We start from the raw sequence: 24,714 nt of genomic DNA, 5'->3' as shown, positions 1-24,714 counted from the left end.
ATTCCTGCTCATTTCTTCGTCTCTATCGTGCTATCAAAATCTCTTTTGCAGCTCAGCAATCAGGCAGGTATTCTGGCTCTCCCTTCCGAACGCAGACAAGGAGAGCAGATGAAGCATCCACAGGTTTATATCGGTAAAATCGAGCCTTATCACGGCAGTTCCCCAAGCGCCATTGGTAAACGTCAGGTGGTTGGCGGGATCATGCTCACACCACTAGGATTGGAGGGGGATGAGCAAGCGGAAAAACGCTTTCACGGCGGCCCAGACCGCGCGCTATGTCACTACCCACGGGAGCATTATGCTCACTGGGCGCAGCAGTTTCCGGAGCAAGCAGAGATCTTCTCGCCACCGGCCTACGGCGAAAATATCTCCACCCTCGGTATGACTGAGCAGAGTGTCTATATGGGGGATATTTACCGCTGGGGCGAGGCCATGATTCAGGTCACCCAACCACGCTCCCCTTGTTACAAACTCAACTTCCATTTTGCGATTGAGGATATGTCGGTGCTGATGCAGCAAACCGGCTACTGTGGCTGGTTGTACCGCGTGATCTCACCCGGCAAAGTCAGCGAAAGTCATCCGCTGGAACTGTTAGCGCGCATCAGTAATATTTCAGTCGCCGAGGCCATTGGTATCGCCTGGCACATGCCGTTCGATGAAGAGCAGTATCACCGCCTGCTGGCCGTTGCCGGATTATCCGCCAGTTGGAGCAAAACCATGCTAACCCGCATTGCTGAAGGGAAGATTGAGGATTTTAATCGGCGTTTGCTGGGGAAGAGTTAGGTGACATCATTGACAATGATGTCAAAAAACCGATAACTGTAGGGAAATCAAGGTCAATGCCAAGGATGGCAGTCGAGACTAAATCCCCCTAAATATGAACACTGACCAGAGAGTGACAATTAATTTTATGAATTAATTATGTTTTCTGGATGTATTGATTTTATAAATAATAATTAATTAGCCCAATCTTCTATTCGCAACTTTTTAACTCTTTCAAACTCTCTTACGTTATTAGTGACTAATATCGCACCACTGGAAATAGCATGTCCGGCTATTGCCGCATCGTTCCCACCTATTGGCGTACCCTGCCTTGCTAACTCTATTTTAATATTTGTTGTGGCATCAATAGCCGCGACATCCCACGGTAAAATTGTATCCAATCGTTTAACGAATTCATCAACTAAATAGGTATGTTTTGGTGATGCTTTCTTGCCAATAGCCCCAAAGCGCATTTCTGAATAGGTGATAGCTGAAACGACTATCTTATTCTGATGCTCAATACATTGTTGTAATTTTATAATTATTTCAGCTGGCCGTTCCCGCATAATAAAAGAACAAATATTTGTATCAAGCATATATATTTTTTTGATCATAACTCGAAGCGTCCCTCTTCGATAACATCTTGTCTTTCGGCAAGGAAGTCATCATCTGCTTTATCTTCATCCATAAATGACACCCATGTTGGTCGTATTGGGCGTAAGATTATATTATCGCCATCTTTTATTATTTCTAGTTCTGTGACCCCCTCAAAATCCATATCTTTTGGTAAACGAATTGCCCGATTCTGCCCATTTTTAAAAATAGATACGGTTCTCATATTTTTTCTCCTGATAGAAGTGCTATCAAAACACTAGCATATGCTTAACATATGTCAAGAAGAGTGATATGGATTTATTGGCTTGTACAGAGCGTAGCTATCGCTATTTGACTGATAATATCCACAAAAAACCGGGTGGCGGTCATGCCACCTACCCGGATTTATTCGGCGCGACGATCAGAACGCTTTTTTAGCGTAACCGGTCACTTCTTTTAGGCCCATTTCGCGGCCTAATGCTGTCATTGGGTGTACCACAATGATGCCGCGTACCGCTTTCTTCAAGGTGCCCATATCTGCCTGCTCTTTCTTGGTAATCGCACGGCTGAACGGCAGTTGAGCCAATTTCTGGGCTTCGGCGCTCAGATTTTTGACCCGCACTTCTTTCAGGCGCTGGATCTCAGCAGCCATTTTCTCTTTCTCTTTCATATGCTGCGCGATTAAATCCACATTGCCCTGCTGGATAACGGCTGGGTCTTTGTGATTCATCGCATCCAGCATATCGCTTAGACGTTTGATCTCTGCATGTTCTTTCATAGTATTGGCCCGTACATGCCACTGATGGGCACGATATTTCGCTAAAGTTGGAGATAGAATAGCACTGATTGTGCATCGATATAGATAGTGTATCAGGATGCTGGCCTTTCAGCAGCAAGCCACTGCATTCCCGCTGGCAGGCCACTGATTTCACACGCCACTACCCCCAGCCTCGCCAATGCCTCGGTATAGCGATTGTTGAACGGATAACAGCACGAAAGGCGAAAGGCATTACGATAGCGGCCACTGGGCGAATAGAGCGTCCCCGGTGTCAGGCAGATCTGTTCTTTCAGCATTTGATGAAACAGCGCGACCGTATCGACGCTCTCAGGGAATTCAACCCAGAATACAAATCCGCCCGCCGGTTGAGTCACTTTGGTGCCTTGTGGGAAGTAGCGCGTAATCAACTGCTGGGCTTGCTGTACCTGCTGAGCATAACGGCGGCGCAAGCTGCGCAGGTGGTGATCATAGCCGCCAGACTCAAGGAACAGCGCCAGCGTTTCCGACAACAGTGCCGATTCCGCCATTGAGGAGACCGCCTTTAGCTTGTGCAGGGCTTCGGCGAAGCGGCCGCCGTCAATCCAGCCGATGCGGAAATCTGGCGCCAGTGTTTTGGTAAAACTAGAGCAAAACAGCACCCAACCATCGCTATCAAAAGCTTTTACCGCCGGGGACAAGGTGGAGCCAAATTGAATTTCGGCATATAACCCATCTTCAATCAAGGGCACTTGATGATCGTTCATTAGCTGCGCCAGCCGCTTTTTAGCCGCCAATGGCATGGTGTAGCCCAATGGATTTTGCACCGTGGGCATGGCGATCAGTGCATTCAACCGCCCCTCCTTAAGCAGCAACTCCAGCACATCCAACGATAAGCCCTGTTGCGGATCAGTTGGGATCTCCACCGCTTTCAAGCCGAGACTTGCCAGCAGTGGCATCAGGTAGAAATAGGTCGGCGACTCCAGCCCGACGCAATCCCCCGGTTTGGTGGTGACTCGCAGCGCCAGTTGCAGCGCCTCCATACAACCATGGGTAATGGTGATATCTGCCGGATTGGCCAGCATCCCCAGAGTCATAGCGCGGCGAGCAATCTGCTGGCGCAGGCGCTGGCTACCGGGGGGCAGAGCGTATTGACTGATTAATTGCGGCTCACGGCGCAGTAACGAGGCCATAATGCGCCCCAATTTCGCGCTCGGATAAAAATCTGCCGTCTGCGGGCAGGCGAGCGAAATATTGGTAAAGCGCGGATTTTGTTGCGCGGCAAAAACGGTATCAATCAAATCCAGCACTTCGTCTACCGGCTTACCCACCGTGGCCGTCGGCACCACGGCGGTCGAGGGGCTACAGACATAGAATCCCGACTGCGGACGCGCCTCAATCAGGCCCCTATCTTCCAGTGTGCGATACGCCGCCACCACCGTATTGATGCTCACCTGATGGCTCTGGGCGTAACCGCGTACTGATGGCAGGCGGCTACCCGCCAGCAAACTGCCATTCTTAATGGCTTGCGCCAGATTGTCTGCCACCTGCAAGTAGCGAATTTCATTCATAACAAGGGACATGGTGACAGTTCTCCACAGGATCGATGGGTACAGTTTTGACACACTTAAACTGTACCCATAACAATAGATAACTTCTGCTTCTGACGCCATCACGGATTGATGTTTATGCTAAATCTCTTGGCCGCACGCTTTTTGAAAAATAAGAAAACAGAGGATAAGTCCATGTTGGATAGCGCTTTTATCAGTTACGTCACCGTCATGTCGATCACCCCCGGCCCGAACAACCTGTTGTTGGCCGCATCTGGCGTTAACTTTGGTTTGCGCCGCACCTTGCCGATGATGTTAGGCATTACCTTTGGTTGTGCATTGCAATGCGCATTAATGACCACACTGCTGGCCTTGATCCTCAGTTGGGTGGGCGTGATCCGCCTGCCGCTGGTGACATTGGGTTGCGGCTATTTATTGTGGTTATCGTGGAAGATTTATCATGCCGGTAGCCCTAATGCCAAAGATGGTGAGCAGCCGATGGGCTTTACTCAGGGGGCACTGTTTCAGGCCATCAATCCGAAAGCATGGTTGATGGCAATGAATGTCGCCATCTTATTCACCCCACGTGAGGGCGCAACACTGAGCCACACGTTGCTGATTGTTGGCGGCTTTGCGTTATTGAATCTGCCTTGTGTCGCCGTATGGGCCGTGATGGGCGATCAATTGCGTCATGCGCTGCGGGTGAATTGGAAATTGCGGTTATTCAATGGCGTGATGGGTGGTTTGATGGCAATCACCGCACTGTGGCTGTTGGTGGATGAGTGGCTTAGCGTGTTGCGCTAATTTAGACGTGGCCGAGGGGTGAAAGCTTGGAAACTTGTTTCAGGCTGATGCGGGAGAGCAGTTCAGTTATCGACAGCACCATGGTTGAGCGCACCATTTGCTGATAGCGCTGGCGTTGCATGGCAATTAGCGAGGCGTCTGCTTCATCGGGGCGTAAAAAAGTGGGGACAGGAGGCAGCTCCGCAACACAATGTAATTCACCAAATGGCCCGAGGATTTCGTCGTCAGTAAAGCGATACTCGGTGCCATCGTGATTTAGCTCTTCACGGAGCGCCATCAATAACTCAGCATCTTCATATTCATGACGCGTAATCACACCCAAGGCATAAACCAGTTTTAACCGCACCGATAACTCACCCAGCGGCCCATCCCCGACCAGCAACGGCTCCACGGCATATTTCACCGCATAATCATCTTTACGAAAAACCTGCACCACGAGAATATTCAGCGCTTCTGCCAATAACTCAACAGCGGCCATCAGGAAACTCCGAACCGTCTTTCCGGCGTTCAGATGTTCCAGTACCCGATTCTCAAATGCCTGTGTTTTTTCAATCATCGTTTGTCACTGGAGTGGTTGGTGAATGCTAAATGCGTAATCATTGGCCTGATAGTGATACCAGGCCAATGCTGAGGATCAGTGCGCCAGCTTATCCTGCATGGCGTTATACACATTCACCGCCTGTTCGACAACCTCGCTATCCGCAGGCAACTCTGAAATTTGCGCTAACGCATCTTTCGGCCCTAATTTCGCCAGTAACTCAACCAATTCCTGTGCTTGCGGGTCTTGCTCACTGCGATAGCTCATGGCGGCGGCAATGCCAGTGACCAGGTTATCGTGCGGCAATTGATACTCCAACGTCCCCAGCAGCGGTTTGATCAAACGATCACCCGCACTCAGTTTACGCAGTGGCTGACGGCCAACGCGCTCAACATCGTCATGCAGGTAAGGGTTTTCAAAGCGGGAGAGAATTTTGTTGATATAAGCAGCATGTTTTTCTGGATCAAAAGCATAGCGCTTAATCAGCACTGCGCCGCTCTCCTCCATTGCGCCTTTCACTGTCTGGCGCACCGCGGGGTCCAGAATCGCATCGCGAATGGTCTGGTGACCCGCAAGCTGGCCCAAATAGGCGGTAATGGCGTGACCGGTATTGAGGGTGAAGAGTTTACGCTCCACAAACGCCATCAGATTGTCAGTCAACTCCATACCGGCTATCTCTGGCGGCTGCCCTTTAAACTGGGTGCCATCAACAATCCACTCGCTAAACGTCTCGACCGTCACCGCCAGAATATCGGTACTGCCCGCCTCTGATGGCGGCACAATGCGGTCAACCGCAGAGTCGACGAAACCGACGTGTTGCTCAATCCACGCCTGCTCACTCTCCGGCAGAGCGGCAAAAACATGCTGTTTTAACTGACTGGTGCCACGCACCATATTTTCACAGGCAATAATATTCAGCGGGCGGGTGTTACCTTGTTGATGGCGGGCAATCAAGCCCTGCGCCACAGTACCGGCGATGCGGGCCAAAATTTGTGGGCCAACAGCGGTGGTGACAATATCGGCCTGCGCAATCAGTGCCACCACTTCTGGGCTACCACTGTTTACTGCGCTGACATTTTTGACTTCTTCTACTCGCGCCTGCTCGCCAACCACGTTGACCTGATAACTTTTGCGCTTATTCAACTCATCCAGCAGCGGCTGGTTAACATCAGCGAAAGTCAGTTGCGCGCCAGCATCAGCAAGAAGTTTACCGATAAAGCCTCGACCAATATTACCTGCGCCAAAATGTAATGCTTTCATATTCGTTACCTTTTTTTGCTGTAAAAGGGCCGTTTACTCCCAACGGCCCGATTCAGTTATTACGGGTTTACTTCTTACCGCCAAGCAAATCCAACACCTCTTGCACGCTGGTAGTTTTGCTTAAGCGCTCAATCACCGATTCATCGTCCAGCGCGTTTGTCAGGCTGGTAATCACTTGAATGTGCTCGTTATTGCGGGCAGCAATACCAATCACCAAGCGGGCCACTTCGTCCTCTTCATCGCCAAAGCGCACGCCGTCAGGGTATTGGCAGAACACCACACCGGTTTTCAGCACACGGTCTTTAGCTTCAATGGTCCCGTGAGGCACGGCAATAGATTCGCCCAGATAGGTGGAGGTCAGTTTTTCACGTTCCAACATCGCCTCAACATATTCCGGCTCGACATAACCGCCTTTCACCAACTGCTCACCGGCGAAACGGATAGCTTGCTCTTTGGCCGTCGCATGTTGATTGAGGAAGATATTTTCTGCACCCAAGCGGAACAGATTAGCTTCAGAGGCTTCGAAGCTATCGTCCAGTGTTTCAATCACTTTCTGAGCGGTCGCGGTCGCAATACCCGCTTCGACCAAACGGGTTGTCAGATTGCTATACAGCTGGCTGTCGAGGAAGTTAGTCAACGAAATATGCTGTGCCTGCGGTGCATGACGCATCGCCCGCTCGGTCAAATCACGGTGCGTGATAACCAGATCCACATCATCCGGCAGGTTGTTAATGGCGCAGTTTGTCACGGAGATATGTTTCAAACCCGCGTCTTGTACTTTTTTACGCAGCACACCAGCCCCCATCGCACTGGAACCCATACCGGCATCACAGGCAACGATGATTTTACGCACGGTGCTTAAGTCGCCCGCCGCGGCGGCAGCATTCGCCGCTTGTGCCCCTTTGGACTGCGCTTTCATATCTTGCATACGGCGAGTGGCATCTTCCAGACTGTCTTCTTCGTCATCTTTCACTTTAGAAGTTTTCAGCAGAACAGCAGAAACCGCGAAGGAGACAGCAAACGCCGCTGCAACCGCAGCAATGTTGGCAAAATAGGCACCTTTCGGAGTCATCGCCAATACCGCCAGGATAGAACCAGGAGAGGCCGGTGACACCAGACCGCCATTCAGCATAGTCAGGGTGAACACGCCAGTCATACCGCCCAGAATCACCGCCAGCAATAAGCGTGGGTTCATCAGCACGTATGGGAAATAGATTTCGTGAATACCACCGAAGAAGTGGATGATAGCCGCGCCGCCAGCAGATTGCTTAGCGTTGCCTTTACCGAAGAACATATAAGCCATCAACACACCCAAACCTGGACCTGGGTTCGCTTCGATCAGGAAGAAGATAGACTTACCGGTTTCAGTCGCCTGCTGGATGCCCAGTGGTGAGAAGATACCGTGGTTAATCGCGTTATTCAGGAACAGGATTTTTGCAGGTTCAACAAAGATCGAGGCTAATGGCAGCAGGTTGTTCTGCACCATGATATGCACGCCAGCAGCCAGTACTTTAGACAGCACTTCTACCAGTGGACCAATCGCCATAAAGGCCAGGATCGCCAACAGCATACCGATGATACCGGCTGAGAAGTTGTTAACCAGCATCTCAAAGCCGCTTTTGATTTTGCCATCTACCCAGCGGTCAAAACGTTTGATTGCCCAGCCGCCCAGTGGGCCTGCAATCATCGCACCGAGGAACATTGGCATATCCGCACCAACGATAACCCCCATGGTGGTGATCGCACCCACCACGCCACCACGATCGCCACCCACCAAACGACCGCCAGTAAAACCGATCAGCAGTGGTAACAGGTAGGTGATCATCGGGCCGACCAGCTTGGCTAGCGTCTCATTTGGCAGCCAGCCGGTAGGAATAAACAGTGCGGTGATAATACCCCAGGCGATAAATGCACCGATATTGGGCATAACCATATTACTGAGGAAGCGGCCAAAATTTTGAATTCTGACCTTTGCGTCTGGTGAAAACATAAAACACCCCTATTGGTACGCGCTATCAATAAGAGCGCGATATAATTGTTTTGTTGAGGCAGTTCTGCAAAACCCGCCGATGCTATCGAATACAAACACGCTGTATGCAAAACAAACTCTAGCACGCTCCTTTACTCACGCGTAGCTCATGAGGATTGTGTGACGTAAATCACACTAGCCACCCCGTCATGGGGGGTCACTTGTTGATGGTGATCACATTATTGAGCTGTAATAAAGTCACGCTGGAGAATTTTTAAGCTAAAAACCCACTAAAGAGTGATATTAATCACGTTTTACGTGGCTTGGTTTGTTTTTAAAATGTGATGTTAATCACAAGTTATTTTTGTTCACGGAGGGGAGATGTGACATTTGTCTGTTCAATACTTGCTGAGCGAGCAAGTAGCGGGGCGGAATGGTAATAAAACAACAGGGGGATAGATCTTGTTTTGAGTGGTCGATGGGAGCAGATTTCGGTTGATAGCGTTCAGCGCCCACTTGACCTCCACGGCCTCAACCGAGCAGGAGGCCAGGCCGGCACTCCCCTTTTTATCCCCTCAAAATCCCCTTTACGATCTGCACATCCTGCACCCCTAACCCGGTTAAATCTGCCAAGGTAATCTGCTGATCATGGTCTCTGAAAGAGGTGTTTTGCGCTAAAACAGTCCCTATCTCGGTCAAGATGTGATGCGCCAAAAGCTGCTGTTGAAATGCGAATGAAATCTCACCAAATTCAGTGCATTGCGCCCATGAATCCACCAAAATCTTTTCGACCTTCGCCACTAACTCAGGTGCCAGTTCGTGCTTGCCCGCACCATCGGCACCGACGGCGGTAATGTGTGTGCCAGGCTGAATATCTGCAGCGTGCAGGATAGCCTCTCGGCTGGGAGTGGTGGTAACAATGAATTGGCAGTGACCGGCTAATTCAGCGGCATTTAGCGTGGTATTGACCTCAAAACCTTCCTCCTGAGCATATTGCCGATACTCCTCTAATGCCGTCTCACTGCGGCCCCAAACCCACAGTTGGCGGCATGAAATCACACTTTTCAGGTACATCAAATGCAACCGCGCCTGCATACCGGTGCCAATAATACCAATGGCGTGAATATGCTTAGGCGCACAAAGTTCCGCCACAATGCGCCCGGCCAGTGCTGTGCGCAGTGCGGTCAGCCAACCCTCATCGAGCAAAATGGCTTGTGGTTCACCGGATTGGGCCGAAAATGCCATCATCAAACCCTGATTGCTGGCGAGTCCTTGCGCTGGATTATCATAAAATCCACCGGAAATCTTCACCACAAACTGCTCGTCACCCTCTAAATAGCCACTTTTAATGCAACAATCGCCATTGGCTTGCGGAAAGAGTAAATGCTGTACCGGTGGCATTTGTACCTGTTTTTGGCTAAAAGCAATAAAGCCCTGTTTGAGCAGTAACGTGATGGCATCTGCATCGAACCTGTCGAGAATTTGTTGTTTATTGAGGGTGATCATTCGCCGACGGCTCCCAGATATTTTTCCAGCACAATGTTCTTTCCGCACAGCACCACCGCCACCTTTTTACCCTGCCATTGTGGTGCCAACTTCAGGGCTGCGGCCAATGCCACGCCAGCCGCGCCTTCAATCATCCAGCGGTCAGTGCGGGCAATCAGGCGCATCGCCTCTTTAATTTCCTGCTCGCTGACCAGCACTTTTTGATCGATTAACTGCTGGCAAAGCGCGAAAGTGATAGCCCCTGGCTCGACGCCACCGGCAGTTCCGTCTGACAGCGTCTCTTGCTCTACCACTTCCTGAATTTGCCCGTTTTGCAGGCTGGTATACATGCTGGTGGCATTGGCGGGCCAGCAGCCAATAATCTGTGTTTTATCAGAGAGTTTCTTCAGCACGGTGGCAATACCAGAAATCAGACCGCCGCCGCCGACGGCAACAAATACCGCATCAAGATCCGGCTGTTGCTCCACCATTTCCATGCCACAGGTGCCTTGCCCGGCAATAATTTGTGCATCGTTATAAGGGGAAATATAGGTTTTGCCCTGCTGCTGCGCGGCGCTACCGGCGGCTAACTCGGCATTTAAAGCATCCCCCGGTATCAGCTCAATGTGGCCGCCCAGTGCGCGAATGGCTTCCAGCTTGATGGCCGCCGCCTGTTCCGGAGCATAAATGGTGGATTTGACCCCCACCAATTTCCCCGCCAACGCCATCGCCTGACCATGATTACCGGTAGAAGCAGTAATAACCCCCTGCTGGCGCTGCTCATCTGTTAATAACCGCAACTTATTACTGGCACCGCGAAATTTAAAAGAACCGGTGTGTTGCAGATGCTCACATTTGAGATAAATTTCGCAACCACTGTGTTGCGACAGCAGCGGGCTGTACTCCAGTGGCGTCACTCTCACTTGCGGACGCAAAACCTGGTGGGCCTCTTTGATGGCATCAAATAGTGTATTCATGTCGGCTCCTTAAATTTTTTAGCGGTTTTTTATATTTTTCAGCTGGTTATAAACAGTGGCTCGGCCAATACCAAGAATTTTTGCGACGTAACCTGCGGCATTTTTGCCGTTAAATGCCCCTTGCTGATAGAGCGCTTCAATCAACATTCGGCGACTGACACTGTTTAGTGTCGCCAGTGTGAGTTGCTGCTGTTGCAGCCAATTATGGATATAAGTATTGATACGCTCCTGCCAATCATCCTGAAACAGCACATCAGGCTGTGGTTGCAGTTGATGGCCTGACAGAAACATATCCAGCGCTGCTTTGGCACTTTCAAACACTGTAATATCCAGATTGATGCACAGCAGCCCGATAGGTTGCCCTTGGTCATCCCGCAGCACGGTGCTGATGGAGCGCAGTTGGCGGCCATCCCAGTTACGCTTTTGGTACGGGCCGATCACCTGCGAATGCTGGTCAAATTGCAGGTCGCTGAGGTTGGAGTCCTCGCCTAATTCTCGCTGCGAATAGTTATTGGCGATATAGACCAGCGATTGGCTAGTTACGTCGTGAATGGCGACTTCCGCATAGGGATAAAAAAGCGTGGCTATCGCGTCGGCAATGGGTTGGTAGCGGCTTAGCATAGGTCACATCAATTAGAATAAAAAATCTATATTAGACTTTTTATTCTAGATATCTAGTTAATTTGAGAAAGGAGCATCAATTTGAAAATTATGAATTAGTTTCTGATAGTTATCTAAAATCAGTCTAACAGAGGTACTAAGCAATACGAGAAGAGGGCGAGGGGCTATCATTATAGATATACTGTTTTTCTATACAGTTCCCTTTCATCTGGGTAAAATGAGTGATAATCTTACATTGAAAATTCCCTAAGTGAGCAATCCTAAGATGGAAGAATTGAATTTAATCGCAAATCAGATTGCCGAACAAGCACAGCAGAAAGAACAAAAAAGATTACAACAAGATAAAGAACTTGTTCGACGAGTGCTAGAAATCTACGATCAGAAAGCTGTCGCAGAAGTTCTGCGGAAAGTCAGTAAGTGTGAATGGACTCGTGAAGCCCTCAATCGCTGGTATAACGGGAAATCTATACAGAAGCCTCTAACTGAGGCTGAAATTGATATGCTACAAAATATGCTACCTTCACCACCAAAACATCATCCTAATTATCAATTCCGCTTTATTGATCTTTTTGCTGGGATTGGCGGTATCCGAAAAGGTTTTGAGGCCATTGGCGGACAGTGTGTATTCACTAGCGAATGGAACCCTTATGCAGTTCGGACATATAAAGCCAATTGGTATTGCGACTCCAACGAGCATCGATTTAATTCAGATATACGTGAGATTACTCTTAGTGAGACTGCGGAAATATCAGATGAAGAAGCCTATAAATATATAGACCAAAATATTCCCGATCATGACGTTTTACTTGCTGGTTTTCCTTGTCAGCCATTCTCACTAGCCGGGGTTTCAAAGAAAAATTCTTTAGGCCGTGCCCATGGATTTGAGTGTGAAACTCAGGGTACATTATTTTTTGATGTCGCCAGAATTATTGCCTCAAAGAAACCCGCTATTTTCGTACTTGAGAATGTTAAGAATCTAAAAAGTCACGATAAAGGTAGAACTTTTCAGATTATTATGAATACACTCGATGAGTTGGGTTATTCGGTCGCAGATGCTGATGAAGTCGGATCACAAGACCCTAAAATTGTGGATGGAAAAAATTTCCTCCCCCAACATAGAGAGCGTATTGTTTTAGTGGGATTTCGTAAAGATCTTAATATCGATAAAGACTTTACATTAAAAGATATCCATAAATTTTTCCCTGAAAAACGCCCGACATTTGGCGAATTACTTGAGCCTGTTGTTGATGATAAGTACATACTGACACCGCACCTGTGGAAGTATTTATATAATTATGCCAAAAAGCATCAGGCAAAAGGGAATGGTTTTGGTTTTGGATTAGTTGACCCAACAAACAGTAATAGTGTAGCCAGAACATTATCAGCCCGTTATCACAAGGATGGCTCAGAGATTTTAATTGATCGTGGGTGGGATAAAGTTTTAGGTGAAAAAGATTTTGATGATAAAAAAAATCAGGTAAAACGCCCGCGCCGCCTTACACCCAAAGAGTGCGCACGTTTGATGGGATTTGAAATTCCGGGTAAGGAATCGTTTCGTATTCCTGTATCTGATACACAAGCTTATCGTCAATTTGGCAATTCTGTTATTGTTCCCGTTTTTGATGCTGTAGCTCAATTATTGGCTCCATTTATAGCAAAAGCGGTAAAAATAGAAAAAGTACGAAAAGATAAGGCGGCTTAATAATTATGGCTGATGTTCACTCTTCGGAAACTCGTAGTAAAAATATGAGAGCTATCCGGGCAAGGGATACAGCCATAGAGATTAAGTTAGCAAAAATACTTGACCAGTTAGGTTTTTCTTACCTAGTTCAGGTGAAAGAACTTCTCGGTAAGCCCGATTTTGTTGTTGATGAATATCGGGCGATAATTTTTGTTCATGGCTGTTTTTGGCATAAGCATAATTGCCATTTATTTAAGATCCCAGCTTCACACACCGATTTTTGGCTTAAAAAAATCCAAGGGAATGTAAAAAGAGACTATGAGGTTATAAATCATCTCTCGGATGATGGCTGGAAAATTTTAGTTGTTTGGGAATGTGCATTACGGGGTAAGCACAAGCTAACAGATAATGATATTTCAACGAGAGTGGAAGAGTGGATTTGTAGTAGTGAAGTAAATACTCAAATTGATACTCAAGGAATTAGCCAAATGATAAGTAGCTGACCAAATTCCGACCAGAAAAAAGTGAGAATTCAGTCATTTTTTTCGTTAAGGATTATATATACTTTTGGTTTCCTCAATAAAATCAGAGAGAGAAATCAACTCATTACGAATAGATTTAGGATATTTTTCGTGAAGAGGTTTAGGAACCACTAATTGGACACCTGCATCTTTCATTTCTTGGAACTGATTAACAGATACCCCTTCTTGAAGAGTGAAAAGATGAATGATATCAATGCGGTTAGCCTCATTTAGTGCCTGGCGCCAGCGATCTTTACAGGTGGTTTTTACTGCAAGCATTCTTAATTTTTCTGAAGGATATTCAGTATCATAGTAAGCTTCAGCAGAGGGAAATAGAAAATCCGGCTTCTTATTGCCTTCAGTAACACTCTGAGTAACAAAATCAGTAAGGCTATTTTCGATAAATGTATTCTCCAGATGTAATTCCAGAGATCTTCCCGCTCGCGATTTGCGGCGATTACTTACTGAGTTTGCTAAGCTAATAAAGTCATCTACTGACGAGAACCCTGCTTGTACCCGTTCCAAAACATGTAATTCTTCTATTCGACGAAACAGAGAATATTCAGCATCGCGTTTTTCGAGTAATAGCTCATCCGGGTTTAGACTTTTGAATTGGAATACTTTAGGGAGATAACTAATGATCTCAACACCTGGCGGGAATGAAATAGACCATTGTTCTGGGATCGGATAATTAGTGGACTTCCAGCTATAGCTTGCTATAGCAAAACCGCCCAGAACCTGATTCGATGGGCCTGAAACTGAAAAACCAGGGATGACTTCCCCCGTCATAGATTCCAGTAGTTCTTCCTCTACCAGAGAGTTGCATAGCCAAACATCGATAAAGTCACAGGTGTTATTGGGCACACTATGAAAAGCGAAAATAGTCAGCGCCCCGGTATTCTCTTTATTTAACAGTGGACTACCTTTCCCCCAACAAGTAATTCGTTTTTCGTTACGTGTACCATCAAAATGACAGTTATTGTAATAAATAGCTCTGACTACACTCTCAAGATTGCCATGCGAACTTATTCTTGCCAACAAATTAATATCCGGATTTCTAATATCAGTTCGAACAATAGAAGAGAATTGTTTCTCAATTACTTCCGCTGGGATATAGACTCCAGCCTGATGTGCGCCTGTCGCACCAGTATCATTACCGGAAAGGCGCTTGATATAAATATGCCAATCACCAGATGATTTTTCAGATAACCAGTTATGGAAAGAAGACACAACTATGCCCCTTAGCGATTATTTTAAGATAAATTAGGAAGTTACAGCAAGCGGGTGCAGTAATTTAGTATCTATAACACATTAAGTTGAGGTTATTCCATCCGGAGTTATCATTTCTGCATGAAATCTGAATTTATCAGCTTAATAAATTATTTTTACTGTAATTTGCTTGTTCAATACTCTTATAACATTCTATGTTTTTCATGACGGTATACAGTGGATTATTAGTGATAAAATTTTATGGAATAACTTAGCCCGTCGCATCACCGGAGCCAGAATGATCAACCAGAAAGATGCCCCTTGCCGGGAGCAGCAGCTTACCTTTGATCCCAGAGGGCATCAGCTCACCAATATCAATGTCTGGACGCCGGATAGCCAGTGGCTGGTGTACGACGTGCGGCCTAATGGCGGTACTTTTAGTGGCTTAACCATTGAGCGGGTTAATTGTGTCACCGGCGATATTGAGGTGATCTATCGTGCTCAGCATGGCGCTCATGTTGGAGTCGTGACGGTCAGCCCCGACTTGCCCGCGCGCTACGTGTTTATCCACGGGCCGGAGTATCCAGACAGCCATTGGCATTATGATTTTCATCATCGGCGTGGGGTGATTGTTGCGGAGCCGGATAGAGAGCTGGCGGTCACCCTAGATGCCATGGATATCACGGCACCTTATACGCCTGGTGCTTTGCGCGGCGGCACACATGTCCACGTTTTCAGCCCTGACGGCAGCCGCCTTAGCTTTACCTATAACGACCATGTGCTGCATGAATTAGACCCGGCGCTGGATTGCCGCAATGTCGGCATTGCGCTGCCGCTGCATGGGGTCAATCCGCCTAAACAGCACCCTCGTGAATATGATGGCAGCCACTTTTGTGTGTTGATCAGCCGCACTACACCCACACCACAAGCGGGCAGTGATCAAATAAGTCGCGCTTATGAAGAGGGGTGGATTGGCACACAGGGTTATCGGAGAGCGGATGGCACTCGCCAGCGCTGGGCGCTCGCCTTTATTGGCGATACCCTTTCGGCGCAAGGGGAAAAAATCCCGGAAATCTTTATTGCTGATCTGCCTGAGCATCACCGAGATTATGCTCGCGCTGGCGATGCGCCGCTAGAGGGGACGCCAACCACACTGCCTGCACCACCTGCCGGTGCCAGTCAGCGGCGGGTTACTTATACCACTGAGCGCCGCTTTCCTGGGCTTGTCACCAGCCCGCGTCACTGGTTGCGCGCCTCACCTGATGGCAGTGCCATTGCTTGCCTGATGAGAGATGATAATGGTGTTGTGCAGCTGTGGCTAGTCTCCCCCAATGGCGGTGAACCACGGCAATTGACATCCAGCCCGTGGGGAATTCAATCCGCCTTTAGCTGGCATCCGCAAGGAGATAGTCTGGCGTTTGTTTGTGATAACAGCGTGATGCGGTGTGATAGTACCAGCGGCCAACTTCAGCGGCTGACTGCACGTAGTGCCGTCGCCCCATTAGCAGACGCAGTGGTGTTTTCACCGGATGGCACCCAGATTGCATTTATGCGGGAAATAGAAGGGTTCGCTCAAATCTTTACCGTAAATGCGGGTTAGATTATTGCGCTGGCGTTTCACCAATATGTGCCGTTGACTGATTTGCTGCTTCAGACTGGCGGACACGTTCACGTGGGGAGCTAGCCATTTTATCTTCACTGTCTGAGCGCATATAGTCATACGGCAGCAGCAGAGTATCCATTACTGCGGAGAAGGGCAGATCTACAGCTAGCAAGGGGCGTAGCGCCCAGCCGGTATTGTCATCTTTGAGCATCGCCACATTGGCTTCTGTGCCGGAGTAGTAGCCCTGACTGCTGCTGGTGTGCGTCATAATGCTGGAGCAGCCGCTGGATAACAGCAGCGAACAGCCAGTAACAAAAGGGATAACTGTGTTTCTCATTGTTTTTTAAGCTCTCATCATCATGCCAGGCGATCACACTAGATAGTGTCAGGTTTTGTCGTGATTTTTTACACTCTCTTACAGACAGTTCCTATAGTCAAAGATTCAATCTTATGGCGCGATTTCATTTAAGTGTAAGTTATAGCAGCTGATTTATCGAATATTAGTCAGGTAAAAACCCGCTATTGGGATTTTTCTCGTAAATTTTTTTGTTTTTTACTCTTGAAAATAAGCAGACTGCTACCATCTTATTATTAGGTCAGAGAGAATACGCCGACAGGGTATTCTGACCATGGGCCTGTCTATATAGGGAGGGCTTAATTTAAAATAGGATAACACCCTTGCTAATCTATTTAGGAGGTAGTTTTTATGCGTAATTCTGAGCTTGCTCCACTGTATCGTTCAGCTATCGGTTTCGACCGACTATTTAATCTATTAGAGTCCGGTCAGAACCAAAGTAATGGGGGTTACCCTCCATATAATGTTGAGCTGGTTGACGACAATAACTACCGCATTGCTATCGCGGTGGCGGGTTTTTCTGAGCAGGATTTGGAGATCACTACTCAAGATAACATATTGATTATTCGTGGTTCTCATGCTGGGGAACCTGCACAGCGCACCTACTTATATCAAGGTATTGCTGAGCGCAATTTTGAGCGTAAATTCCAGTTGGCTGAGCATGTTAAGATTAAAGGTGCCAACTTGGTTAACGGCTTATTGTATATCGATCTCGAACGGGTAGTACCTGAAAATTTAAAACCACGTCGTATTGAAATTAAATAATTAGCCTTTACATAGAAGAAGTCAGTTATTTAATAGCAGAGTTCAGCCTGCCGTAATCGGGGGCTAACCGGTCACGAATTGATAACCGTAAATAATATAACGCCACTGTTTTGTGTTAGGGCTGCTTATATCATTAATTCGTGGCTGATTATTATCTCGCTTCAAAGAAGGAGTATATCTATGCGTAATTATGATTTGTCACCATTACTTCGTCAGTGGATTGGTTTTGATAAACTGGCTAACTCAATGCAAGGCAGTCAGGATGCTCAAGGCTTCCCGCCATACAACATTGAAAAAACTGATGATAACCACTATCGCATTTCACTGGCATTGGCCGGTTTTAAACAGAGCGAACTGGATATCGAAGTTGAAGGCCCACGCCTGACCGTGCGCGGTAAGCCAGCACCGGCTGAAAAACAGGTTGAATACCTGCATCAGGGCTTGGTGCGTAAAGAGTTCTCATTGACCTTCACGCTCGCTGAGCATCTGAATGTTGATAATGCTCAGTTTGAAAATGGCCTGCTGCACATTGATCTGTTGCGCCAGGTGCCTGAAGCGCTGCAACCACAGCGTATTACTATCGGTAGTGCGGCTCCACAAGAGCAGCAAGTGTTAGATAGCCCGGTCACGACTGACCAGCAGTAATGATGACCGACACCTCTGCGTGAGGTGTCAGTAGCGATTACCCTCTCCTTGTTTTGTCCTTTTAGCGTTAAGCTTTTTGCTGTTTATTTTTCACCGGAGAGATTCCCCGCTCTCCGGTGCATTTTGTGGTGTATCCCACATTCAACTGCCCTCCCTTCTGACAGAATCCTTACTAATTGTAAGAATTTAAGGCCATGTATGTGTTTTGTAACTATCCACTTGGCCGACCAGTTTTTAAACTTAGGCAAGGAAGTGATTTATGAGTGCTATCGCCCTTACCGTCAGTATGTTGGCGCTGGTCGCCGTATTGGGGTTATGGATCGGTAATTGGAAGATCTATGGTGTTGGGTTAGGTATCGGCGGGGTGCTATTTGGCGGCATTATTGTTGGCCATTTCGCACAAACATATGAAGTTGTTCTTAACGGGGACATGCTGCATTTCATTCAGGAGTTTGGACTGATCCTGTTTGTTTACACTATCGGTATTCAAGTCGGGCCGGGGTTCTTCTCTTCACTGCGCGTCTCGGGGCTGCGACTTAACTGTTTTGCCATTCTGATGGTGGTGGTCGGCGGCTTGGTGACGGCGATTATCCATAAGCTGTTTGCGGTGCCGCTACCCATCATTTTGGGTATCTTTTCCGGAGCGGTCACTAATACGCCAGCACTCGGGGCGGCACAACAAATCCTTACTGATTTAGGTTCGCCACCACAATTGGTTAGCCAGATGGGGATGGGCTATGCCATGGCCTATCCATTCGGCATTTGCGGCATTTTGCTGGTGATGTGGCTGATTCGTTTATTCTTTAAAATCAACGTTGACCGCGAAGCAAAAGATTTTGATAGCAGTAATGGGCAGAACCGTGAATTGCTGCAAACTATGAATGTGGCGGTACGCAATCCCAATTTGAATGGTTTGTCAGTACAGGAAGTGCCCCTGCTCAACAGTGATGAGGTGGTCTGCTCCCGCCTGAAACGCGGTGATTTGCTGATGGTGCCGCTGCCTGGCACGGTGATCGAGCTGGGGGATTACCTGCATCTAGTTGGGCAGCGCGAAGCCCTGGAGAAAGTGCGGCTGGTGGTGGGTGAAGAGGTGGATGTCACACTCTCCACTGCTGGGACGGTATTGCAAACCGCCCGTGTGGTGGTGACCAATGAGGCGGTATTAGGTAAAAAGATCCGTGATCTTAATCTGAAACAGAAGTATGACGTGGCGATCACTCGGCTAAATCGTGCGGGTATTGAGCTGGTCGCCAGCAACAGTGCCAGCCTGCAATTTGGTGACATCCTGAATTTGGTCGGCCGCCCAGAGGCTATCGAGGCGGTCTCCGCCGTGGTGGGGAACGCGCAACAGAAGTTGCAACAAGTGCAGATGTTACCGGTCTTTATCGGCGTCGGTCTGGGTGTATTGCTGGGGTCTATTCCGCTGTTTATTCCGGGGTTCCCAGCGGCATTACGTTTGGGGCTGGCCGGTGGCCCGCTAGTGGTGGCGCTGATCCTCGGGCGTATCGGCAGTATCGGCAAGCTGTATTGGTTTATGCCGCCGAGTGCCAATCTGGCGCTGCGTGAACTGGGGATTGTGCTGTTCTTGTCGGTGGTTGGCTTGAAATCCGGCGGTGACTTTATCAATACGCTAGTCAATGGTGATGGGTTGGCGTGGATTGGTTACGGCGCGATGATTACCGGTATACCACTGTTGACGGTGGGAATTCTGGCGCGCATGTTAGCCAAGATGAATTACCTGACCTTGTGCGGCATGTTAGCCGGTTCAATGACTGATCCACCGGCGCTGGCATTTGCCAATGGCTTGCATCCGACCAGCGGTGCGGCGGCGCTCTCTTATGCTACGGTTTATCCACTGGCGATGTTTTTACGGATTATGTCGCCGCAGATACTCGCGGTGCTGTTCTGGACAACGATGTAGCGCCAATGACTTTGGGTTCGGTTGTAAAAACTATCAGGGCCGCCTAATGGGTGGCCCTGAGCTATTTATTTTCAGATATTCTCAGAAATCACTTTGCTTCCTGAAACGCCCGCTCAATCTCTTCCGCCAGTATCACCACGCCCTTTTCAATCTCTTCCGGAGCAGGGACGTAGTTCATCCGCATACATTGATGGGTATGTGGCCAGTCATATCCCAGACCGGGGAAGAAGTAGTGGCCTGGCACCATCAGTACGCCGCGTTTTTTCAGGCGCTGATAGAGCAGTTCGGTGCTGATTGGCAGATCTTTAAACCAGAGCCAGAGGAAGATGGCTCCTTCGGGTTTGTGGATCAGGCAGCGCTCTGGCGGCAAATATTTGCGCAGGATAGCAATGGTCTGCTGCACCCGCTCAAAATAGAATGGCCGAATCACCTCGTTGGATAAGCGCAATAAATCACCACGCTCAATCATTTCGGCGGCAATCGCTGGCCCCATGCTGCCCGGCGACAAGCTGATGATGCCATTCATATTGGTGATAGCCGAAATCACTTTCTCATCGGCAATGACAATGCCACAGCGTGAACCCGGTAGGCCCAGCTTCGACAAACTCATGCACAGAATGATATTCGGGTTCCACAGCGGGGTAGCATCGGTAAAGATGATACCGGGGAAGGGCACACCATAAGCATTATCAATCAATAGCGGAATATCACGCTGCTGAGCGATAGCATCCAGGCGAATTAACTCTTCATCAGTAATCACATTACCGGTGGGATTAGTGGGGCGCGATACACATATCAAACCAATATCATCGGTAATATTGAGGTGATCAAAATCAACGTGATATTTGAATTGGCCTTCTGGCAACAGCTCAATATTGGGTTTGGCGGAGACAAATAAGTCTTCATCCAGACCGGCATCGGCATAACCGAGATACTCAGGAGCCAGCGGGAATAAGACCCGACGACGGCTACCATCAGCATAGCGGCCTGCGAATAAATTAAATAAGTAGAAAAATGCGCTCTGACTGCCATTTGTCAGTGCAATATTCTGTGGCTCAATCTGCCAACCCAGCTCGTCGCGTAGCATTTTCGCCAATGCTTTTAACAGCAAATCTTTGCCTTGTGGCCCGTCGTAATTGCACAACGCCTCAGTCAATTGCCCGCGTTCCAGCATCTCCTGACACAGTTGCTGGAAGTAAGCATCCATCTCTGGGATATGCGCCGGATTACCCCCGCCGAGCATGATAGAACCTGGGGTTCTAAGGCCGTCGTTGAGGTCGTCCATCAGTCTGGTGATCCCCGCGTAGCGGGTGAATTTGTCGCCGAAAAGTGAGAACTTCATAAATGAAAATTTATTGTTATCCGTAAGTGAACAAGTACCATACTCGCAGATAAAAGCGGGTGCAATGCGGAAGGATTTCTTCCTGCCGAGCGAAAATATCGGCAGGAATGATTATTGCAGGATAATACACTGATCTACTCTTTTTTGTCCCCGACCCAAACTACCAGCACTTTATCGCCCTGATGTTGACGGCTAAAGGCATAATAATCAGCGGTTTGTTGCGATTTCTGTTCTCCCGCGCCAATGGCGGGATGGCGGGCGCGGAACTGGCTGACTTTCTGCCAGTGCGCCAATAGCGCGCCTTTCGCACCAGATATTTCATTCCAGTTCATATCTGAACGGGTGCCCTGTAGTGGATCAGAACCGGTGGGGCCGAATTCTCGCCCGCTCTCATCGCCGTAGAAAATCTGCACCGCCCCCGGTGCCAGTAGCAGCAGATCACCCGCCCGCTGCTGTTTTACCAATGACTGCTGCGCATCGTCTTTAAAAAACAGCCGGGTATCGTGTGAGGAGATATAGCTCAACACATTGAAACCTTGCAGTTTATCCGCCATCTGTTGATAAGTGCCATCAATGGATGAGAAGCAGGTAAGCGCCTGTTTTGCCTGATCCTGAAAATCAAAGTTAATCATGGCATCAAAGCCGTTTTGGTAGTAATCGCTCTTCATCACACCGTGGCCCCATGCCTCACCGGTCATCCAGAAAGGTAAGTCATCCAGCGCCTGATCGGGGTGAGCGGCTTTCCAGGCGGCCAGCGCGGCGGTGGTTTGTTGCTTAAGTTGTAGCCAGGCGGGTTTCTCCACATGTTTGGCAGTATCCACCCGAAAACCGTCAATGCCGTAATCGCGAACCCATTGGCTCAACCAATGCGTCATGTAATCACGTGGGGTGGCACCAGGAATTTCCCGCGCGGCGGTGTCCGGTTTGTTGCGGTAAAACACCGGTAAGCCGCTGGCTTGGGTGGATTCAGTTTTGATGTCCGGGAGGAAAGCCAGCGACATGGTCAGATCGTCATAGCCGGGGGAGTCGTAATCGCCAATATCCGTGCGGATCCACTTCTGGCCCCACCAGTTATCCCATGCCGCTTTATCACCGAAATTGATGTAATCATTGAAACTATGCCAGGTTTGACCCCTGCCAGGTGTCCAATCCGTCCAGTTTTTACCTAAGGTTTTCTCCAGCTTATCGCCTTGCAGATAGAGTGCGCCGAATTGATAACTCTGCATATCTGCCAGCGTGGCATAACCCACGTGATTCATCACCACATCAAATAGAATACGAATACCGCGTTTATGCGCCTGTTCAACCAGCGTATGCAGCTCCTGCCCGGTACCCATGTTGGCATCCAGACGGGACCAATCTAGCCCGTAATAGCCGTGGTAGGCGTAATGTGGGAAGTCACCTTTGGTGCCGCCTCCGACCCAGCCGTGAATTTGCTCCAGCGGCGAACTGATCCACAATGCGTTGACGCCAAGTTGTTGCAGGTAATCCAGTTTTTCAGTTAATCCCGCCAAATCACCACCGTGGAAGGTGCCGATCTCCTGCATCCCGTCGCCGTGACGGCCATAGCTGTGGTCATTGGTTGGGTTGCCATTTTTGAAGCGATCAGTCAGGGCAAAGTAGACCGTGGCATTTTTCCAACTGAATGGCGCGGCTTGCTGGGTTTGCGACGACTCCAGCAGCAGTAAGCCGCCACTCTCGGGCGCGGGTTGCAAGGTGATTTTACCGAGGGAGACTTTTGCCGTTTGGCCAGAGTAGAAGTCTCGCACTATTTCACCTTCGGCAAAGGTTTGGCTCACATCAATGGTTACTGGCTGGCCATCCCAGCGCTGGCAACTGTGCACCACCACCTTGACGATCTCTGTCACCGGCTCTTTGAGGCTAAGAGTGAGGGTTGGTGTGCCGCTGCGGGTATCAATGCGCGCCTGATACTGACCATCGCGGAACAGTCGCCATGAGATATCCGCTTGATTCTGGCAGGGTTGCAGTGAGAAAGTTTGATTCAACTTCACCGCGCCAGTGGGCTGCCAGCACTGTTTATCCTGATAAAACTTGAGCGGATATTCACCTTTGGTCAATGTGCTGCTGCTGAGAAAAATCCCGCTATCCTGCTCAGTAAAGGTGGGAAAGTGCGGGAGTGACCAATTCGCCATCGCCGCAGGAGAGAGCACCAGTAGCAAAGGGACAGTGAGACGTTTCATGGCACATCTTCCTTAGATCTGAATAGAGTTTGATGAATATCAGTGTGCCGTCTGGTGAAGAAATAGCCTCATCCTTACGGGGCTTTTGTAGGGAGGAGAGCGGTGGAGGAGAGATTTTGGCCTGCAAGCAGGCCAGTGGTTCAGTTTATGATTGCGGCAAAACTTGCGGGTTGACGCAGTTCTCTTTGACAGTGCCAGTCAGTGCGGCAATCAGGTTATCCACGGCGCAGGCGGCCATGTTGTAACGGGTTTCATGGGTGGCAGAACCAATGTGTGGCACGGCAACCACATTGCGCAATTTGAGGAGTGGCGAGTCCACCGGCAGCGGCTCTTGCTCAAACACATCCAGCCCTGCGGCATGAATAGTGCCATCTTGCAGGGCGGCAATCAGCGCCTGCTCATCCACCACTGGCCCACGGCCGGCATTAATTAAGATGGCGCTGGACTTCATTTTTGCCAGTTGGCTGCGGCCAATCATATGGTAAGTCTGCTCGGTCATCGGCAAGGTAATACAGAGGAAATCAACCTCCGCCAGCAAAGTATCCAGTGAGCAGCGGCGCGCGCCAAAGCGTGTTTCGGCCTCTTCGTGGGGACGGCGGCTGGTGTACAGCACCGGCATGTTAAAACCAAAATGCGCCCGCTGGGCCAGCGCCATACCAATGCGACCCATACCGAGAATGCCGATGGTTTTATGGTGAACATCCACACCATACCACTCATCACCAATGCTCCCTTGCCACTCACCCGCTTTGACTCGCTCGGCCAACTCCACCACTCGCCGTGCCGAAGAGAGCACCAGCGCCATCATGGTGTCAGCCACGGTTTCGGTCAGGACGGTGGGGGTGTGCATTAGCGCCACACCGCGCTGATTTAGCGCCTCCACATCAAAATTATCATAACCGACAGAAATGGTTGAGGCTGCACGCAGCCGTGGTGCTAATTGCAAAAAAGCCTGATCAATCTTACCGCCGGAACCGATCAGCCCCTCCGTCTGTTGCAGCGCTGATAATAACTCAGGCTGATCCTCCGGGGTTAAACCATCAAAACTGTTAATGGTAAAATGTTGCGCTAATCGTTGATGCAGGTCGGTGGGAAGACTTTTGTACAGCACAATGGCAGGCTTCATCGCAAACTCCAATTAATTTGGGCAAGTGAGA

The 24,714-nt window shown here is 49.0% G+C and carries 23 protein-coding genes; 8 read left to right on the top strand and 15 right to left on the bottom strand.

Going from position 1 to position 24,714, the window contains the following annotated elements; all coding sequences use genetic code 11:
* The first annotated feature begins 108 nt into the window (after nucleotides 1-108).
* Nucleotides 109-783 carry a 6-hydroxyaminopurine reductase gene (gene yiiM / locus AACW11_RS19635; protein WP_212585259.1) on the top strand — a complete coding sequence of 225 codons (675 nt, stop codon included), beginning with the start codon at nucleotides 109-111 and terminating at the stop codon, nucleotides 781-783.
* A gap of 173 nt (nucleotides 784-956) precedes the next feature.
* On the opposite strand, the gene AACW11_RS19630 is transcribed toward yiiM, so the two are convergent.
* The 4 genes from AACW11_RS19630 to AACW11_RS19615 all read right to left on the bottom strand — a co-directional run bounded on the left by AACW11_RS19630 (nucleotide 957) and on the right by AACW11_RS19615 (nucleotide 3,693).
* Nucleotides 957-1,376, bottom strand: coding sequence for a type II toxin-antitoxin system VapC family toxin (locus AACW11_RS19630; protein WP_145496318.1), 420 nt, complete (start codon nucleotides 1,374-1,376; stop codon nucleotides 957-959).
* Nucleotides 1,373-1,600 (bottom strand): type II toxin-antitoxin system VapB family antitoxin, encoded by a 228-nt coding sequence (vapB, locus tag AACW11_RS19625; protein ID WP_048618515.1) that lies wholly within the window; start codon nucleotides 1,598-1,600, stop codon nucleotides 1,373-1,375. The genes AACW11_RS19630 and vapB overlap by 4 nt, the downstream gene beginning before the upstream one ends.
* A gap of 177 nt (nucleotides 1,601-1,777) precedes the next feature.
* Entirely contained in the window at nucleotides 1,778-2,134 is a 357-nt protein-coding gene (locus tag AACW11_RS19620) for a YibL family ribosome-associated protein (protein WP_005271620.1), read from the bottom strand.
* A gap of 92 nt (nucleotides 2,135-2,226) precedes the next feature.
* Complete coding sequence (locus AACW11_RS19615; protein WP_212585258.1) at nucleotides 2,227-3,693, bottom strand: aminotransferase-like domain-containing protein; 1,467 nt, start codon at nucleotides 3,691-3,693, stop codon at nucleotides 2,227-2,229.
* Nucleotides 3,694-3,855: 162 nt separating this feature from the next.
* Here AACW11_RS19615 and AACW11_RS19610 point away from each other — a divergent pair, with 162 nt between their 5' ends.
* Complete coding sequence (locus tag AACW11_RS19610; protein ID WP_212585302.1) at nucleotides 3,856-4,464, top strand: LysE family translocator; 609 nt, start codon at nucleotides 3,856-3,858, stop codon at nucleotides 4,462-4,464.
* 1 nt (nucleotide 4,465) lies between these two features.
* On the opposite strand, the gene AACW11_RS19605 is transcribed toward AACW11_RS19610, so the two are convergent.
* From AACW11_RS19605 to AACW11_RS19580, 6 genes are all read right to left on the bottom strand, one after another.
* On the bottom strand, nucleotides 4,466-5,020 hold the full coding sequence (locus AACW11_RS19605; RefSeq protein ID WP_004876175.1) for an MltR family transcriptional regulator: 555 nt from the start codon (nucleotides 5,018-5,020) through the stop codon (nucleotides 4,466-4,468).
* A gap of 78 nt (nucleotides 5,021-5,098) precedes the next feature.
* Nucleotides 5,099-6,262: a mannitol-1-phosphate 5-dehydrogenase gene (locus AACW11_RS19600; RefSeq protein WP_212585257.1), complete on the bottom strand. Its 1,164-nt coding sequence runs from the start codon at nucleotides 6,260-6,262 to the stop codon at nucleotides 5,099-5,101.
* 67 nt (nucleotides 6,263-6,329) lie between these two features.
* Complete coding sequence (locus AACW11_RS19595) at nucleotides 6,330-8,252, bottom strand: PTS mannitol transporter subunit IICBA (RefSeq protein ID WP_212585256.1); 1,923 nt, start codon at nucleotides 8,250-8,252, stop codon at nucleotides 6,330-6,332.
* A 546-nt stretch (nucleotides 8,253-8,798) separates the two neighbouring features.
* Nucleotides 8,799-9,737, bottom strand: a complete 939-nt coding sequence (locus tag AACW11_RS19590) for an ornithine cyclodeaminase family protein (RefSeq protein ID WP_212585255.1) — start codon at nucleotides 9,735-9,737, stop codon at nucleotides 8,799-8,801.
* Nucleotides 9,734-10,693: a threonine/serine dehydratase gene (locus AACW11_RS19585; RefSeq protein ID WP_212585254.1), complete on the bottom strand. Its 960-nt coding sequence runs from the start codon at nucleotides 10,691-10,693 to the stop codon at nucleotides 9,734-9,736. Before AACW11_RS19585 ends, AACW11_RS19590 begins: the two co-directional genes overlap by 4 nt.
* An 18-nt stretch (nucleotides 10,694-10,711) precedes the next feature.
* Nucleotides 10,712-11,314 carry a helix-turn-helix transcriptional regulator gene (locus tag AACW11_RS19580; RefSeq protein WP_212585253.1) on the bottom strand — a complete coding sequence of 201 codons (603 nt, stop codon included), beginning with the start codon at nucleotides 11,312-11,314 and terminating at the stop codon, nucleotides 10,712-10,714.
* A gap of 265 nt (nucleotides 11,315-11,579) precedes the next feature.
* Between AACW11_RS19580 and AACW11_RS19575 the strand changes: the two genes are divergently transcribed.
* The gene (locus AACW11_RS19575) at nucleotides 11,580-13,016 is read left to right on the top strand and encodes a DNA cytosine methyltransferase (protein WP_249192799.1); all 1,437 of its coding nucleotides are present in this window, start codon (nucleotides 11,580-11,582) and stop codon (nucleotides 13,014-13,016) included.
* 5 nt (nucleotides 13,017-13,021) lie between these two features.
* Nucleotides 13,022-13,498 carry a very short patch repair endonuclease gene (locus AACW11_RS19570; RefSeq protein ID WP_212585252.1) on the top strand — a complete coding sequence of 159 codons (477 nt, stop codon included), beginning with the start codon at nucleotides 13,022-13,024 and terminating at the stop codon, nucleotides 13,496-13,498.
* 45 nt (nucleotides 13,499-13,543) lie between these two features.
* Here AACW11_RS19570 and AACW11_RS19565 read toward each other — a convergent pair whose 3' ends face one another.
* Entirely contained in the window at nucleotides 13,544-14,746 is a 1,203-nt protein-coding gene (locus AACW11_RS19565) for a type II restriction endonuclease (RefSeq protein WP_339379071.1), read from the bottom strand.
* Between the two features lie 277 nt (nucleotides 14,747-15,023).
* On the opposite strand from AACW11_RS19565, the gene AACW11_RS19560 reads away from it, so the two are divergent.
* Nucleotides 15,024-16,325, top strand: a complete 1,302-nt coding sequence (locus AACW11_RS19560) for a DUF3748 domain-containing protein (RefSeq protein ID WP_212585251.1) — start codon at nucleotides 15,024-15,026, stop codon at nucleotides 16,323-16,325.
* A gap of 1 nt (nucleotide 16,326) precedes the next feature.
* Here the strand turns inward: AACW11_RS19560 and AACW11_RS19555 are convergent, their stop codons facing one another.
* Nucleotides 16,327-16,665: a YceK/YidQ family lipoprotein gene (locus AACW11_RS19555; protein ID WP_212585250.1), complete on the bottom strand. Its 339-nt coding sequence runs from the start codon at nucleotides 16,663-16,665 to the stop codon at nucleotides 16,327-16,329.
* A gap of 369 nt (nucleotides 16,666-17,034) precedes the next feature.
* Between AACW11_RS19555 and ibpA the strand changes: the two genes are divergently transcribed.
* From ibpA to AACW11_RS19540, 3 genes are all read left to right on the top strand, one after another.
* Nucleotides 17,035-17,448: a small heat shock chaperone IbpA gene (ibpA, locus tag AACW11_RS19550; protein ID WP_212585249.1), complete on the top strand. Its 414-nt coding sequence runs from the start codon at nucleotides 17,035-17,037 to the stop codon at nucleotides 17,446-17,448.
* 180 nt (nucleotides 17,449-17,628) lie between these two features.
* Nucleotides 17,629-18,093, top strand: a complete 465-nt coding sequence (gene ibpB / locus AACW11_RS19545; RefSeq protein WP_212585248.1) for a small heat shock chaperone IbpB — start codon at nucleotides 17,629-17,631, stop codon at nucleotides 18,091-18,093.
* A 259-nt stretch (nucleotides 18,094-18,352) separates the two neighbouring features.
* On the top strand, nucleotides 18,353-20,014 hold the full coding sequence (locus tag AACW11_RS19540; RefSeq protein ID WP_005271589.1) for a putative transporter: 1,662 nt from the start codon (nucleotides 18,353-18,355) through the stop codon (nucleotides 20,012-20,014).
* Between the two features lie 88 nt (nucleotides 20,015-20,102).
* On the opposite strand, the gene AACW11_RS19535 is transcribed toward AACW11_RS19540, so the two are convergent.
* The 3 genes from AACW11_RS19535 to ghrB all read right to left on the bottom strand — a co-directional run bounded on the left by AACW11_RS19535 (nucleotide 20,103) and on the right by ghrB (nucleotide 24,683).
* Nucleotides 20,103-21,356: a valine--pyruvate transaminase gene (locus tag AACW11_RS19535; RefSeq protein ID WP_212585247.1), complete on the bottom strand. Its 1,254-nt coding sequence runs from the start codon at nucleotides 21,354-21,356 to the stop codon at nucleotides 20,103-20,105.
* 134 nt (nucleotides 21,357-21,490) lie between these two features.
* Nucleotides 21,491-23,557, bottom strand: a complete 2,067-nt coding sequence (locus tag AACW11_RS19530) for an alpha-amylase (RefSeq protein ID WP_212585246.1) — start codon at nucleotides 23,555-23,557, stop codon at nucleotides 21,491-21,493.
* A gap of 145 nt (nucleotides 23,558-23,702) precedes the next feature.
* Nucleotides 23,703-24,683, bottom strand: a complete 981-nt coding sequence (ghrB, locus tag AACW11_RS19525) for a glyoxylate/hydroxypyruvate reductase GhrB (protein ID WP_212585245.1) — start codon at nucleotides 24,681-24,683, stop codon at nucleotides 23,703-23,705.
* Nucleotides 24,684-24,714: the final 31 nt, after the last annotated feature.

It is taken from the genome of Yersinia sp. Marseille-Q3913 (genome assembly GCF_963892745.1).
Lineage (GTDB): Bacteria > Pseudomonadota > Gammaproteobacteria > Enterobacterales > Enterobacteriaceae > Yersinia > Yersinia bercovieri.
Note: the sequence above shows the minus strand (reverse complement) of the source record. Positions and strands in the feature narration are given on the sequence as shown.